Source organism: Devosia sp. A16 (assembly GCF_001402915.1).
Classification (GTDB): domain Bacteria; phylum Pseudomonadota; class Alphaproteobacteria; order Rhizobiales; family Devosiaceae; genus Devosia_A.
Window position 1 is genome coordinate 3,248,985 of the sequence record NZ_CP012945.1, and the last position, 14,342, is coordinate 3,263,326.

The 14,342-nt window shown below is 66.0% G+C and carries 17 protein-coding genes; 10 read left to right on the top strand and 7 right to left on the bottom strand.

Going from position 1 to position 14,342, the window contains the following annotated elements; all coding sequences use genetic code 11:
- Positions 1–203: 203 nt before the first annotated feature.
- Positions 204–1,205, bottom strand: coding sequence for an NAD-dependent epimerase/dehydratase family protein (locus tag APS40_RS15700; RefSeq protein WP_055047947.1), 1,002 nt, complete (start codon positions 1,203–1,205; stop codon positions 204–206).
- A gap of 181 nt (positions 1,206–1,386) precedes the next feature.
- On the opposite strand from APS40_RS15700, the gene APS40_RS15705 reads away from it, so the two are divergent.
- The 4 genes from APS40_RS15705 (at position 1,387) to APS40_RS15720 (ending at position 4,701) form a co-directional block, all read left to right on the top strand.
- Positions 1,387–1,746 (top strand): GntR family transcriptional regulator, encoded by a 360-nt coding sequence (locus tag APS40_RS15705; protein ID WP_055047948.1) that lies wholly within the window; start codon positions 1,387–1,389, stop codon positions 1,744–1,746.
- A complete protein-coding gene (locus tag APS40_RS15710; protein WP_055047949.1) occupies positions 1,739–2,623 on the top strand; it encodes an ABC transporter ATP-binding protein in 885 nt (294 codons plus the stop codon). The genes APS40_RS15705 and APS40_RS15710 overlap by 8 nt, the downstream gene beginning before the upstream one ends.
- On the top strand, positions 2,620–3,504 hold the full coding sequence (locus APS40_RS25350) for a hypothetical protein (RefSeq protein WP_055047950.1): 885 nt from the start codon (positions 2,620–2,622) through the stop codon (positions 3,502–3,504). The genes APS40_RS15710 and APS40_RS25350 overlap by 4 nt, the downstream gene beginning before the upstream one ends.
- A 279-nt stretch (positions 3,505–3,783) precedes the next feature.
- Positions 3,784–4,701, top strand: a complete 918-nt coding sequence (locus APS40_RS15720) for a VOC family protein (protein ID WP_055047951.1) — start codon at positions 3,784–3,786, stop codon at positions 4,699–4,701.
- Positions 4,702–4,852: 151 nt separating this feature from the next.
- Here the strand turns inward: APS40_RS15720 and APS40_RS15725 are convergent, their stop codons facing one another.
- Entirely contained in the window at positions 4,853–5,878 is a 1,026-nt protein-coding gene (locus APS40_RS15725) for a threonine aldolase family protein (RefSeq protein WP_055047952.1), read from the bottom strand.
- Between the two features lie 199 nt (positions 5,879–6,077).
- Here APS40_RS15725 and APS40_RS15730 point away from each other — a divergent pair, with 199 nt between their 5' ends.
- Positions 6,078–7,079 (top strand): zinc-binding alcohol dehydrogenase family protein, encoded by a 1,002-nt coding sequence (locus tag APS40_RS15730; protein ID WP_055047953.1) that lies wholly within the window; start codon positions 6,078–6,080, stop codon positions 7,077–7,079.
- Between the two features lie 163 nt (positions 7,080–7,242).
- Here the strand turns inward: APS40_RS15730 and APS40_RS15735 are convergent, their stop codons facing one another.
- A complete protein-coding gene (locus APS40_RS15735) occupies positions 7,243–7,452 on the bottom strand; it encodes a hypothetical protein (protein WP_055047954.1) in 210 nt (69 codons plus the stop codon).
- 100 nt (positions 7,453–7,552) lie between these two features.
- On the opposite strand from APS40_RS15735, the gene APS40_RS15740 reads away from it, so the two are divergent.
- The 4 genes from APS40_RS15740 (at position 7,553) to APS40_RS15755 (ending at position 10,686) form a co-directional block, all read left to right on the top strand.
- A complete protein-coding gene (locus APS40_RS15740) occupies positions 7,553–8,095 on the top strand; it encodes a DUF924 family protein (protein WP_055047955.1) in 543 nt (180 codons plus the stop codon).
- A 98-nt stretch (positions 8,096–8,193) separates the two neighbouring features.
- Positions 8,194–8,817: a LysE family translocator gene (locus tag APS40_RS15745; protein WP_055047956.1), complete on the top strand. Its 624-nt coding sequence runs from the start codon at positions 8,194–8,196 to the stop codon at positions 8,815–8,817.
- Positions 8,818–8,826: 9 nt separating this feature from the next.
- The gene (locus APS40_RS15750) at positions 8,827–9,195 is read left to right on the top strand and encodes a DUF2200 domain-containing protein (RefSeq protein WP_055047957.1); all 369 of its coding nucleotides are present in this window, start codon (positions 8,827–8,829) and stop codon (positions 9,193–9,195) included.
- A 294-nt stretch (positions 9,196–9,489) separates the two neighbouring features.
- Positions 9,490–10,686: a TCR/Tet family MFS transporter gene (locus APS40_RS15755; protein WP_055047958.1), complete on the top strand. Its 1,197-nt coding sequence runs from the start codon at positions 9,490–9,492 to the stop codon at positions 10,684–10,686.
- On the opposite strand, the gene APS40_RS15760 is transcribed toward APS40_RS15755, so the two are convergent.
- From APS40_RS15760 to APS40_RS15770, 3 genes are read right to left on the bottom strand one after another with little or no spacing between them, the layout of a single operon-like run.
- Positions 10,679–11,410 carry an SDR family oxidoreductase gene (locus tag APS40_RS15760; RefSeq protein ID WP_055047959.1) on the bottom strand — a complete coding sequence of 244 codons (732 nt, stop codon included), beginning with the start codon at positions 11,408–11,410 and terminating at the stop codon, positions 10,679–10,681. The two genes, APS40_RS15755 and APS40_RS15760, sit on opposite strands and share 8 nt — an antisense overlap.
- 54 nt (positions 11,411–11,464) lie before the next feature.
- Complete coding sequence (locus tag APS40_RS15765) at positions 11,465–11,920, bottom strand: VOC family protein (protein WP_055047960.1); 456 nt, start codon at positions 11,918–11,920, stop codon at positions 11,465–11,467.
- Positions 11,921–11,949: 29 nt separating this feature from the next.
- Positions 11,950–12,198, bottom strand: a complete 249-nt coding sequence (locus tag APS40_RS15770; protein WP_055047961.1) for a hypothetical protein — start codon at positions 12,196–12,198, stop codon at positions 11,950–11,952.
- A 141-nt stretch (positions 12,199–12,339) separates the two neighbouring features.
- Here APS40_RS15770 and gcvA point away from each other — a divergent pair, with 141 nt between their 5' ends.
- Complete coding sequence (gene gcvA / locus APS40_RS15775) at positions 12,340–13,245, top strand: transcriptional regulator GcvA (RefSeq protein WP_055047962.1); 906 nt, start codon at positions 12,340–12,342, stop codon at positions 13,243–13,245.
- Positions 13,246–13,265: 20 nt separating this feature from the next.
- Here the strand turns inward: gcvA and APS40_RS15780 are convergent, their stop codons facing one another.
- Entirely contained in the window at positions 13,266–14,183 is a 918-nt protein-coding gene (locus tag APS40_RS15780; RefSeq protein WP_082434451.1) for a sugar kinase, read from the bottom strand.
- Positions 14,184–14,342: the final 159 nt, after the last annotated feature.

Genomic DNA, 14,342 nt, shown 5'->3' on the forward strand with positions numbered 1-14,342 from the left:
TCTAACATGTCAGCCGAACCGAGTCGTTAGCACCCAAGCGATTTTCCGTTCGGTCGAGAGGCAAAACACGGCACCGGACGGCCCCCTCCCATCCTCCCCCATGAAGGGGGAGGTGCCCTGTCTGTGTGCTTGGCACGATCGGAGACAGAGCCTCGACTCTTCACCTCCCCCTTGTGGGGGAGGCCGGGAGGGGGCCGTCTCAATCAGTCAGGTACTTTCCGCCACCCCCTGAACCAGTCGCAGAACGCACGCACCCCGTCCTCAACCTCTGTCGTCGGCACCTCGCCCACCAGCGCCCGCAGCAGCGTCACGTCCGCCGCCGTTTCGGTCACGTCCCCCGGTTGCATCGGCAGCAGCTCCTTCTTCGCCGTCCGTCCCATCGCTGCCTCGATCGCGGTGACGAAGCGCAGCAGTTCCACCGGGCGCCCGCCGGCGATGTTCACTACCCGCCACGGCGCCACCGGCGACAGCGAGTCGGTGGCCGACACTGGTGCGCCCCTCACCGGCGCCACCCCGATCAGCCGGTCGATCGCCGCCACCACATCGTCGACATAGGTGAAATCCCGCCGCATGCGGCCCTCGCCATAGATGCTGATCGGCCTGTCTCCGGCGATCGCCTCGGCGAACTTGAACAACGCCATATCCGGACGGCCCCATGGACCGTAGACGGTGAAAAACCTGAGGCAGGTGGTCGGCACCCCGAACAGGTGGGCGTAGGAGTGACTCATCGCCTCGGTCGCCTTCTTGGTCGCTGCGTAGAGCGACACCGGCCGGTCGGTCAGGTCGAGCTCCGCCGACGGCTTGCCGGCCATGCCATAGACCGAGCTCGACGAGGCGATCAGCAGGTGTTTCGGCGCCGTCCGTCGCGCCGCCTCGAGAACGGCGAGCGTTCCGGTCACGTTGCTGTCGGTGTAGCTGAAGGGCGCCTCGAGGCTGTAGCGCACCCCCGCCTGGGCGGCGAGGTGCACCACCACTTCCGGCGCCTCGGCAAACGCCGTGTCGATTGCCGCGGGGTCCTCGAGCTGCCCGACGATCGGGCGGAACCGGTCATGCTCCGCCAGCATGGCATGGCGCTGCTGCTTCAGCCGCACGTCGTAATAGGGCGTCAGTGCATCGAACCCGGTCACCCGATGACCTGCCGCCAGCAGCCGCTTGCTGAGGTGATAGCCGATGAAGCCGGCGCTGCCAGTGATCAGGATATGCACGTCGCCCTCGGGAGAATCGTCGGCCGCGCAAGAGCTTGTCGCTGCGCCGCTGTCGAACTTAGCCGTCCCCGCTCGACAACGCCATGATCTCCCGGGCTTGACCGGAGCGGCTCCTTGAAGATTCCGCTTGCGTGCCTGATCTGGTGTGCTACATAACTAGCACACTACCAAGGCATCACGCATGAGCCAGTTCAACGACAGCCAGCCGATCTTCGTGCAGATCGGCGAAAGGATTGCCGACATGATCCTGAGCAAGACCACCAAGGAGGGTGAGGCGCTCCCCTCGGTGCGCCAGATCTCCGCCGACCTGTCGGTCAACCCGTTGACCGTCACCCGCGCCTACCAGTCGCTCGTCGATATCGGTGTCGTCGAGTCGCGCCGCGGCATGGGCATGTTCGTGGCCGAAGGCGGTCACCAACGACTGCTCGCCCATGAGCGCCAGAAATTCCTGACCGAGGAGTGGCCGCGCGTCATGGCGCGCCTCGCCGCCCTCGACCTCGATCCCACTGAATTGTTGAAGCAAGGCGGTAAAGATGAATGATCTGGCTCAAACCACAGCTGCTCCGATCGTCTCGGCGCGTGGCCTCAGGAAGCATTTCGGCCGCACAGAGATCCTCCACGGGCTCGATTTCGACATCCCCGCCGGCCGCATCTACGGCCTCGTCGGCCACAATGGTGCCGGCAAGACCACCACGCTGAACGCGCTGCTCGGCTTGACCTCCTATGAAGGTACGGTGCGCGTGCTCGGCGAGGATCCGTACCAGAAGCGCGCGTCGCTGATGAAGAATGTCGCCTTCATCTCCGATGTCGCGAGCCTGCCGCGGTTCCTGAGGGTGCGCGAGCTGTTCGCGCTGCTCACCAACATCCATCCCAACTTCGATCAGCAGAAGGCCCGCGGCTTCCTCGAAGGCACCGACGTCAAGATGGACGCCCGGATCAAGAACCTCAGTAAGGGCATGATCGCCCAGCTTCACCTCGCGGTGGTGATGGCGATCGACGCCAAGCTGCTGGTGCTGGACGAGCCGACGCTCGGCCTCGACATCACCTACCGCAAGCGCTTCTACCGGCGCCTGCTCGAGGACTACATGACCGAGGAGCGCACGCTGCTGATCACCACCCACCAGGTGGATGAGATCGAGTTCATGCTCTCCGACATCATGTTCATCCGTGACGGCGAGCTCATCCTCCACATGCAGATGGAAACGGTCAGTTCCAAGTTCAGCCAGGTGCTGGTCCGCCCCGAGCAGGTCGCCGCGGCTTCGGCCCTCGGCCCGATCTACAGCGAAACCCGCTTCGGCCAGACCGCCATGGTGTTCGACGGCGTCGATCGCGAGCAGCTCGCCCAGTTCGGCGAGGTCACCACTCCCACACTGAGCGACCTGTTCGTCGCCCTCATGCAGCGCGGTCCCGCCAAATGAAGTCTCTCGTTGCCCTTATCAAGCGCGAGTATCTCGAACATCGCGGGGCGTTCCTCTACGCTCCCGGCGTGATCCTCGGCCTCATGACGCTGGTGCTGGTGTTCGGCATCGCCTCGAACCGCTTCCAGATGCATCACGAGATCGGCGTTCCCTCGGCGCTCAAGTTCTTCGAATTCGGCTTCCTCGCGGTGGCCGCGCTCTGGAGCATGTACCTGCTGGCGGCGCTGTTCTTCTACTACGCCAACGCCTTCAGCGCCGATCGGCGGAACAATGCCATGCTGTTCTGGAAGTCGATGCCGGTGACCGATTTCAAGATGCTGGCGTCGAAATCCCTGGCCGGCATGACCATCTTCCCGGCGCTGATCTTTGCTGCCTATCTGATCACCGGCGTCTTGATTTACATCGTCACCATGATCACGGCGATGATGTTGCCGCGTCTCGGCGTTCCGGGCATCGTGGAGTTTCTCTCCTCCGGCTTCCAGATTGCCCTCTTCGCGCTCGTCTGCCTGGCAGTGGCGCTGCTTTGGTACGCCCCGTTCTTCGCCTGGGTCGGCGCGCTCTCCACTGTGTTCCGCCGCTGGTCGATCCCGCTTGCCTTCCTCATCCCGGGGGTGATCGGACTGGCCGAGAACCTCATCCTCGAGGACCGCGGCCCGCGCGCGGGTTACTTCCTCCACTACCTGGGCGAGCGGTTGAAAATCGGCGCCGACAACCTGCACCTCGAGCGCGAGATTTTCGCCGATGCCCCGTTCAACGCCGCGGCCATGATCCCGCAATTCCTCGGCACCATCGACTGGGCCCAGCTGGTCGGCGGACTGATCGTCGCGGCGCTGCTCGTCTACGCCGCCAGCGAGTACCGCCGCCGCACCGTCGCCACCTGACCTCGGCGCCGTCGGCAGCGTTGCGGCCACCACTCCCGCCCCACCATCCATCCCCAAACGGGGATGGGGGTGGTGGTCGTTGTTTTGGAGCGCTGGCCGAGCAGTCAGGCCTTCTCCCACAAGGGGAAAAGGCAATCGCCTCGAAACTGGTGGCAATCGGCCTCGACATTTGCGCATTCACGCATATTCGTATCGACTGTCCGCCCCCGCAGCGACATTGGCTTGCTCGGCGGCCTCCGCCATATCAGGGTCAACCTAACCCCCGTTGCGAGGCCCATCATGATCACCGTCGAATCCCAGGCCGCGGTCCGCTCCGCTCCGACCCTGCCGCTCACCACCCATCTGGGCGCGGTCCGCATCGGCGTCAGCGACCGCGACAAGGCGCTGGCCGTCTGGCGCGATGTCGTCGGCCTCGAACTGATCTCCGAGGACGCCGAAGCGCTGCACGTGGGCGCCGGCGGGCGCGAGCTGATCACCCTCGAGCTCGGCGCCACCGGGCCGTTCCCCGATCGCTCGCTCGGCCTCTATCATGTCGCGGTGCACGTCCCGAGCCGCAAGGCGCTTGCCGAAATGGTAGTGCGCGCCCTGATGCGCCGCGTCCGCATTTCGCCCACCGATCACCTGGTCTCGGAGGCTATCTATCTCTGGGACTACGACAATAACGGCATCGAGATTACCTTCGAGACGCCCTGGCGCGGCACCATCGGCGATGGGGAGGACGGTTTCTACGTCAAGACCGTCGACGGCTCGCCGCATTCCGGTCGTGAGGCCATCGATGTGGACGACCTGCTCGCCGAACTCGATGACGTCAACGCCGTTCCGGCTGCTATGCCGGAGGGCACCCGCATCGGCCACATCCACCTGCATGTGAACGATCTCGAGCAGGCGATGCGCTACTATCGCGACGGCCTCGGCTTCGGCGGCCTGTTCATCATGCGCCGCTTCGGCATGGGCGACCTCGGCCTTGACTACCCGCCGCACACCATCGCCTTCAACATCTGGTCCGGCCCCAATGCCGTCCAGGCGCCCAAGGGGGTAGCAGGCCTCCGCTGGTTCCACGTCGCGGTGCCGGACCAGGCGACGCTGGAGGCGGTGAAGGCGCGGCTTGCGGCAATCGGCGCTGGATACTCGGACACCAACGAGGGGATCGAGACGCGGGATCCGGCCGGTAATCTGGTGAAGGTTGTCATCGACTAGCTGCCGGCAGACGGCCCCCTCCCATCCTCCCCCATAAAGGGGGAGGTGCCGCATCGAGTGTTTGGCACGATCGAAGACCGAGCCTCGACTCTTCACCTCCCCCTTTATGGGGGAGGCCGGGAGGGGGCCGTCTGCTTCGGCTCATGCACCGCTAAAGCAACCCCAAGAACCCGTCCACGTCCGCCTCGGTCGTCGCCCAGCTGGTCACCAGCCGCACCAGGGTCTCGTCTGCCGCCAGTCCTTCACTGGGCCACTCATGCGCTGCGCCGCCGGCGGCCCGCACCCGGGCCAGGGCCGCCTTTGAAATCACCGCGAACACCTCATTGGCCGAGTTCTCCCAGCCGAGCCGCGCCATGCCGCTCGCCCGGATACCGGCGCGCAGCCGGTCCGACATGGCGTTGGCGTGCCCGGCCCGCCGGAGCCAGTTGCCATCCTCGAGATAGCCTTCGAACTGCGCCGCTACGAACCGCGCCTTCGAGAACGTATGCCCGGCCCGCTGCCGCCGCGGCTCGAAATCTCCCAGCAGTCCGGGCGTGAACACCACGATCGCCTCGGCGGCCCAGCAGCCGTTCTTGGTGGCTCCGAAAGACAGCAGATCCACTCCGGCCTTCCAGGTCAGCTCAGCCGGTGTCACGTCGAGCGCCGCCACCGCATTGCCGAACCGCGCCCCATCCATGTGCACTTTGAGGCCGCCATCTCGTGCGATCGTCGCCAGCTCGGCCACCTGCGCGACCGGGTAAACCGTGCCCCACTCCGTGGCATTGGTGAGGCTCAGCGCCACCGGCACGCTCCGCCCGCCCGGCGCGTGCTTGCCGAGCGCCGTCGCCAATGCCCGGGGATCGATCAGTCCGAGCGGACTCGCGACCGGCAGCAATTTCATGCCGCCCGACTGGAACTCGGTGGCGCCGCTCTCATCGGTGTGGACATGCGCGTCTTCGCCGCAGAACACCACGCCGCCCGGACGGCTCAGCGCAGCCAGCCCCAGCGAGTTCGACGCGGTGCCGGTTGCGGTGAACCAGACTTCGACCTCGCGCTCGAACAGCTCCGAGAACTGCTCTTTGACGCTGAGGCTCAGCGGGTCGCCGCCATAAGCCGGTGAATACCCCTCATTGTGCCGCGCCAGCGCCGCCATCACCTCAGGCGTCGCCCCGGCCCAGTTATCGCTCGCAAAATTCACGCTGAAATACCCCGATGCAGTGTGGCCACGCTCCTACCACACCGGCCTCTCGGTCGGCCATCGCCCCCCTTCGCGGGGGAGAAAGCGATTTCTTGGGCTTGGCCCTTCGCCAAGTCCTTAGAAATCACAAGAGGGGGGACGTTTTGCGCACTGGAGTCTGGGCCAGGCCCCGCTAAGATCGCCCCCAAGAGGAGACCCCATGCGAGCCATTTCCTGCACCGCGCCCGAACAACTGGCGCTGATCGACATCGAGCGTCCCGAGCTGAAGCCCGGCTGGGTTCGCGTCGCCATTCGCCATATCGGCATCTGCGGTACCGACTACCACATCTTCGAAGGCAACTTCCCGTACTTCGAGTATCCGCGCGTCATCGGCCATGAACTGAGCGGCGTCGTCGTCGATCCCAATGGCGAAGCTTTCGCTGCCGGCGATCCGGTGGTGATCAACCCCTATCTCAACTGCGGCCATTGCCCGGCCTGCCGCGAAGGGCGCGCCAATTGCTGCGAGACGCTCAAGGTCATCGGCGTGCATGCTCCCGGCGGCATGGCCGAAGAGATCGTCATGCCCGCGGGCAACCTCTACAAGGCCGACGGCCTCAGCCTGCGCGATGCGGCCATGGTCGAGTTCCTCGCCATCGGCGCCCACGCCATCCGTCGTACCGCCGAGCTGAAGCCCGGCTCGCGCGCCCTCGTCGTCGGGTCGGGCCCGATCGGGCTCGGCGTCGCCTTCTTTGCCAAGATCGCCGGCGCCGACGTGACGGTCATCGACGCCGCCCCCGACAAGATTGCCGCTACCCAGGCGCTCGGCTTCCGCACCTTCTCCCCCGCCGAGCTCGAGGGCAGCGAGTTTGCCGCAATCAAGTCGACCGGCTTCGATGCGGTGTTCGATTCCACCGGTTCGATCAAGGCGATGAACGCCTCGCTGTTCCACGCCCGCAATGGCGGCAGCTACACCCTGGTCGGTGTCATCAAGGGCGACCTGGTGTTCCCCGACAGCGAAGTGCACCGGCGCGAACTGACCATCCGCGCCTCGCGCAATGCCATCCGCGCCGATTTCGAGCACGTCATGGAGTCGATGCGACAGGGCAAGGTCCCGACCGACAAGCTCGCCACCCACGCCACCACCCTGGATCGGGTGCCAGAGGATATGCCGGTCTGGGCCCACGACCGCACCGGCGTCATCAAGGCGATCGTCACCGTCTAGGCGTCGCCGGAGCGTGGGGCCACCCCCACCCTTGATCCCTCCCCACAAGGGGGAGGGAGACGATGGAACCGAGAGCGTGCAGCTATCGCCTCCCTCCCCCTTGTGGCGAGGGACTGAGGGTGGGTGGCCCCACGCTCAATTCGGGCAGTTGCACTGAGCCTGGCTAGCCCCGATTGATCATCCGCGGCGTCACGTCGAGCTCGATTTCTTCCATGCCGAGCAGCCGCGCCACCACTTCAGGCGGGTCCTTCACCACGTGCACGCCCGACACCGTGTCGATCTTGGTGTCGCGCAGGCCCTTCACCACCGCCACCACATGCTCGGGGTTGACGTAGATGATGCCGTCGGGCGTATCGAGCTTGACGAGCCGCATAGAAGATCTCCTCGGTGTCGCCCCACATAACTCGGCGCCGGGCGGCTGGTGACATCATGCCTGTCGCATGGGAAATGAAGCGTGAACCGGAGCCTGCTGCATGATCTCACCCGATGACATCCTGAACTTCTGGTTCGTCGAGCATGGCGAGCCGGACTGGTTCGGCGGCAAGGCAGAGTTCGATGCCGTGCTGGCCGCGCGGTTCACCGAAACGCACGCCGCTGTCGCTCGCGGCGAAGCGGCGTGGTGGCGCGCCACCCCGTCCGGCCGCCTTGCCGAAGTCATCGTACTGGACCAGTTCAGCCGCCAGCTGCATCGCAAGCGCCCCGAGGCCTTCGCCTCGGACGCCATGGCGCTGCGGCTTGCGCGGGAGGCGGTGGCCGCCGGTGACGATATGCGGGTCGAGCCGCGCCGCCGCATGTTCTTCTACATGCCCTACATGCATTCCGAGGATCTTGCCGTGCACGACGAGGCGATCCGTTTGTTCACCGCACTTGGTGACGAGGAAACCCTGAAGTTCGAGGTGATGCACCGCGACTGCATCGCGCGCTTCGGCCGCTATCCGCGCCGCAACGCCGCTCTCGGCCGCATCTCCACTCCCGAGGAGGTCGAGTACATCAATTCCGGCGACGGCATGTTCTGACCTGCAGGCAGTTGCTGTCTCATCGGCCCGGCCGGAACGATATTGCTTCCAGCGCCTGCCGCCGATGCGCTAGCCTCTCAGTTGATCCGGAGGCTCCCATGGAACATTTCCTGCCGCTTTTTGCCATTCTCGGCGCCCTGTTGCTTGGTGCCATCAGCCCGGGCCCGAGCTTCGTCTTCGTGGTCCGCACCGCCGTTGCCCAGTCGCGTACCGAGGGGCTCGCGGCGGCGCTCGGCATGGGAATGGGGGCGATGCTCTATGCTGCGCTGGCCGTGCTCGGGCTGCGCACCCTGATGCAGGATGGCGGCCTGCTGTTTACCGCGCTCAAGGTCGCCGGCGGGCTCTATCTCGTCTACCTCGCCTGGAAGATCTGGCGCCATGCCGCCGACCCGATCACCGTCGAGGCCGGGGCCACACCGGCCGCCGATCCGCGCAAGGCCTTCACATTCGGGCTGCTGACCCAGCTCTCCAATCCCAAGATCGTCGCGGTGTTCGGCGCCGTCTTTGCAGCTTTGCTGCCGGCCAATCCCGAGCCCTGGCTTTACTGGGCGCTGCCGCCGCTGATCTTCCTGCAGGAAACCTTGTGGTACAGCATCGTCGCCATCGCCTTCTCGGCCACCCGGCCGCGGGCGCTCTACCTGAGCGCCAAGCTCTGGGTCGACCGCGCTGCCGCTGCCTTCATCGGCATCCTCGGCATCCGGCTGATCATCGAAGCGAGATAGGGAGCCGAGATGCAGGAAACGACGGATAAGGTCCGGGATCGGGTCTACGCCTACAGCATCGCCAAGATCTACCCGCTCTACGTCGCCAAGGCGGAGAACAAGGGGCGCGGCAAGGCCGAGGTCGACGAGATCCTCCGCTGGCTGACCGGCCACACCCAGCAATCGCTGGAGGCGGAAATGGCTAAGGGCGCGACCCTCGAGAGCTTCTTCAACTCGGCCCCGCAGCTCAATCCGGCCCGCTCGCTGATCACCGGCGTCGTCTGCGGCGTGCGCGTCGAGAACATCGAGGACCCGACGATGCGCGAGATCCGCTACATGGATAAGCTCATCGACGAACTCGCCAAGGGCAAGCCGATGGAGAAGATCCTCCGGGCATAGCCCGGGCCATTCTGCTCGTGACGATCTCCCATTCACGCATCGCACTTGCCCGCCCGGCGTGCCGGGCGTATGTCCGAGCCGTCGCGAAAAGCGACCGCCTCCCTTGATCCGCTCAGTGGCGGAGTAAACAGGTGGACGAATAGTCGTCCAGGTGGTCAAGCACACGCCAGTTCATGCCCCGCGCATGACCTGGTCAGCGTCTCCCAGAACCCCAGTCGCCCGCCTTGTCGGGCATGATCGCGTAGCTGCCGCCGCCCGTATGGCGTCCGCCGCTTCGCGTGGAGCAGGCTTGCCATGCAGAGATCCCTCACCGTCATCTACACCGCCATTGTCCTCGATGCCGTCGGCATCGGGCTGATCTTTCCTATCCTCCCCTCGCTGCTCCAGGATGTCACCGGCGCCGACAACGTCGCCGCCTATATCGGCATCATGACCGCGCTCTATGCGATCATGCAGTTCGTCTTCGCCCCGATCCTCGGCGCCCTCAGCGATCGGCTCGGCCGCCGTCCGGTGCTGCTGATTTCGCTCGCCGGCGCTGCCATCAACTACCTGTTTCTCGCCTTCGCGCCGAACCTCTGGCTGCTGCTGCTCGGCCGCGCCATCGCCGGGCTGACCAGCGCCAATGTCTCGGTCGCCACCGCCTATGTCACCGACATCTCGCCTGCGGAAACGCGCGCGCGTCGCTTCGGGCTGCTCAACGCCATGTTCGGCATCGGCTTCATCATCGGCCCGGTGCTCGGCGGCGCGCTGGGCGATTACTGGCTGCGGCTGCCCTTCATCGCCGCCGCGGTGCTGAACGGCGCCAACCTGCTGCTGGCGCTTCTGGTGCTGCCGGAGTCGCGCACGCCGAGCCGCGAAAAGCTCGATCTGGCCGCGCTCAATCCCCTGCGCTCGCTGCGCTGGGCCCTGTCCATCAAGGCCCTGCGGCCGATGATCTTCATCTTCTTCGCCTTCGCCGCCACCGGCGAGGTTTATGGTACCTGCTGGGCGCTGTGGGGCAGCGACACTTTCCAGTGGAACGGGCTGTGGATCGGGCTGTCGCTCGGCGCGTTCGGCATATGCCAGACGCTCGCGCAGGCTTTCCTCCCCGGTCCCGCGGTGAAGCTGCTCGGGGAGCGTGGCGCCATTCTCACGGGCCTTGCCGGCGCATGCATCGCGCTGGTCGTCATGGCCTTTGCCACCCACAGCTGGCTGATCTTTGCCATCATGCCGGTCTTTGCGCTGGGCGGCATCGGCGCGCCGGCGCTGCAGTCGTTGGCGACCCAGCAGGTCGACGAAGGCCGGCAAGGCCAGTTCCAGGGCGTCCTTGCCTCTGCCGTCAGCCTGGCTTCCATCGCCGCGCCGCTAGTGTTCTCGAGTCTCTATTTCGTCTTCCGCGACCACTGGCCGGGCGTCATCTGGCTCTCGGTGGTGGCGCTCTACGCGCTGCTGGTCCCCCTGGTCCTGAGCCTTCGCCTTGGCGGACCAGCAACTGCTTCCGAACTCAGATGAGCCGTTGGCCGCCGTCGATATGGATGGTCTCGCCGGTCATGAACTCGCTCTCCATGGCGTAGAGATAGGCGGGCGCCACATCTGCCGGGGTGGCGATGCGGCCGATCGGCAGGTGGGCGGCCATCGCCTCGAAATAGCCGACCTTGGCTTCGCCGACCAGTTCGTCGAACATCGGCGTATCGACCCAGCCGGGAGAGACGACGTTCACCCGGCTGGGCGCCAGTTCCAGCGCCAATGCTCGAGCAAAGTAGCTGAACGAGCCGGCCACCGCCGAGACCACCGCGCCGCCGGGCACCGGCGGCCGGTCCTTGTTGATGCCCGAGGTGAAGGTCATCGAGCCGCCGTGCTTGAGCCTGTGCGCGGCATGCTTGGCCACCAGCACGGCGCCGATCAGCTTGTCGTCGACGAAGCGTCGGACCGCTTCGGCATTCGTCTCGCCGATCGGGTCGCCTGGCGGTGGCGTGCCGGCTGTCGACACCAGGTGGTCGAAAGCGCCGATGCCGGCAAAGGCCGCGGCAATTTCGGCTTCGCGCGTCATGTCGGCGGTGACCGTCTTCACCCTGCCATTGCCGCCAAGCGCCCGCTGCGCCTTCAGCAGCTTCTCCTGCGAGCGGCCGACCAACACCAGTTCGGCGCCGCGCTGCAGCGCCGCCGCTGCGACACCGAGACCAATGCCGGAGCTGCCTCCGACGACGACGATCTTGCTGCCCATCAGCTGTGCCATGGGATTTCTCCGTTGTTGCGATCTTGGATTCAAAGGGGCGCGGCGCCGGGCGGCTCAGCCGCGGGCGGCGCGCTCGAGGTCGGCGATGACGATCTTCTTCATCCGGTACATCGCCTGCAGCACCCTTCCGGCCTTCTCGCGGTCAGGGTCCGCCACCAGCTGCAGCAGCCGCGTCGGCGACACCTGCCAATAGACGCCGAACTTGTCCGTGAGCCAGCCGCAGGGTTGCTCCTTGCCGCCATCGGCGGTGAGCGCGTTCCAGTAATAGTCGGTCTCTTCCTGGTCGGTCGTCTCGATGAGGAACGAGAAGGACTCGTTGTAGTGCGCCGGCGAGTTGGCGTTCAGCGCCACCACCGGCTGGCCGGCGAGCGCGAAGCGCACCACCGACAGTTCCGGGTCGGGCATCACGCTGCGTCCGAGCACCTCGGAGTCCTTGAAGATCGACGTGTAGAACGCCATCGCGGCCTCGGCCTGGTCGTTGAACCAGAGATGCGGAAACACCTTTGCCATTGCTCTTCTCCTCGATTGCTGCTGCAGGATCAGGCGTCGTCGCCAGGGAGCGGATGGACCGAGCCATCCCAATCGCGCTCGTAGCCGAAATCGGCCAACAGGTGCGGGGGCAGGCCGCGCACGCGTTCCGCAGTGGCGCGCCGTTCCAGCGCCTGGCGCAGCGGCAATACCGCCGCGACAGTTGCGTGCCGCAGCGCCCCGATGATCTCGCCAAGCACCTCCGAACCGGTCGGGGCCGCAGCATGGCACTCGTCGGCAAATGTATGATAGTTGCTCACAGGATGTTCCTTTCGTTTTCTGCCTGATCATTTGAGATAGGCCGGAAACCGCTGTTTCCATGGCCATAATCTGGGCGATCACCTGATGGACAACAAACGAGAATTCCTGCACGATATGTGAGGAAAACTCACAGGAAGCACATGCCTCGCAGACTCCCGCCGCTCTCCGCGCTGCCGGCCTTCGATGCGGCCGCACGGCACCTGAGCTTCACCAATGCCGCGGCCGAGCTGAACCTGACCCATGGCGCCATCAGCCGCGCCATCCGCAACATCGAGGATCGGCTCGGGGTGCAGCTGTTCGAGCGTGGCACCCGCTCGGTCAGCCTGACCCCCGAGGGCGCCGCCTACGCGGCCGAGATCGCCTCGGCGCTCGACCGGATCAGCACAGCCACCATGGCGGTGGCGGCGCCGCGCCCGGCCGGCGTGCTCAATGTCAGCACGTCGGACGGCTTTGCCGGCCGCTGGCTGGTGCCGCGGCTCTACCGCTTCCACCGCGCCCATCGCGATATCGACGTGCGCATCTCCACCTCGGGCCTGCTCGCCGATTTCGTGCGCGACGGCATCGACATCGCCATTCGCTACGGCGCCGGGGACTACGAGGGAGTGGTGTCAGAGCTGCTTTCCGAAGTGGATGTCTTCCCGGTCTGCAGCCCGGAGCTGCTCGGCGGCGAGCATCCGCTGCGCGAACCGGCCGACCTCAAGCATCATACGCTGATCCACGACGGCTTTCCGATCGACTGGAAGATCTGGCTCGAGCGCGCCGGGGTCGCCGGCATCAACCCCGATAGTGGTGTGCGCTTCGACTCGGCGACCTACGCCACCGAGGCCGCGGTGCACGGCGAAGGTGTGCTGCTTGGGCGTAGCACCCTGGTCTCCGCCGACCTCGCCGCCGGCCGCCTCGTCCGCCCGTTCGCCCTCGAGCTGAAGGCGAGCTCGCAATACTACGTCGTTTACCTGCAGAGCGGGCTGCGCCAGCGCAAGGTCCGGGCCTTTCGCGACTGGCTGCTGGCCGAGAGCGCGCTCGACAATCAGCGGCAGTCTCGTTGATCCCGGCGCAGGGAAGGGGTCTAGACGTCCCGCACCAGCGCCGGGTCGACCAGCGCGCCCTTGTGGCCGATCACTACTCCGGCCACCCGGTGCGCCCGCTCGGCGGCTTCGACCGGCGACAGGCCGCGGGCCCGGCCGCTGAGATAGCCACCGTTGAAGGAGTCGCCGGCACCGGTCGCGTCGACCACCTTGTCGGCCTTCGGCGCCGGTACGTATTGCTGGACCCCGTCGGCGGTCGCGACGAAGGCCGGCTTCGAGCCATCCTTGGCCACCACTTCCTGCGCGCCGAGCTTCAGGTAGCGCTCGGCTGTCGCTGCGGGCGAGGCGTCGCCGAAGAGCGGCGCCTCGTCGGTATGGGTCGGCAGCACGATATCGGCGATCGAAGCCGCAGCGGTCAGGGTGGACGCCATGATGCGCGGGCTGGTCCACAGCGCCGGCCTGAGGTTGGTGTCGAACACCACTGTCGCGCCGGCATCGCGCGCCTTGACGATGGTGCGCATCAGCTTGCCCCGGGCCCGGGGGGCGAGGATGGCCATCGAGATGCCGGAGAAATAGACGGTATCGGCGCCCACCACTGCGGCTTCCAGCGCCTCGACGTCGTCGGCGAGGAGCTTAGCCGCCGATTGCCCGCGCCAGTAGGTGAAATGCCGGTCGCCCTTTTCCTGGTGGATCAGATAGAGGCCCGGTCGGCGGTTGGCGATGGTCTGGATCCGCTCGGTGCCGATCCCGGCTTTCGCGATGAAGGCCCGCATCTCCCCCGAATACATGTCGTCGCCGAGGGCGGTCACATAGTCGACCTCCCAGCCGTCCGGCAGCAGGGCGCGCGCGTACCAGGCGGTGTTGAGCGTATCGCCGGCATAGCCGAGGCGGTACATGCCGCCTTCGCCGCCAGACATTTCGATCATGGCTTCGCCGATGCTGACAAACCGTTTGGTCACGCCGTCTTCCCCTCAACTGCCCAATGCTTATGCCGGGGATATTTTGCCCACGCAACAGCCTGGTATGGCAGTCCCCGAGATGCTCCGATATTGATGCACGTACTCTTCACCTCCCCCTTCATGGGGGAGGCCGGGAGGGGGCCGTCTGCCAGTAGGGGA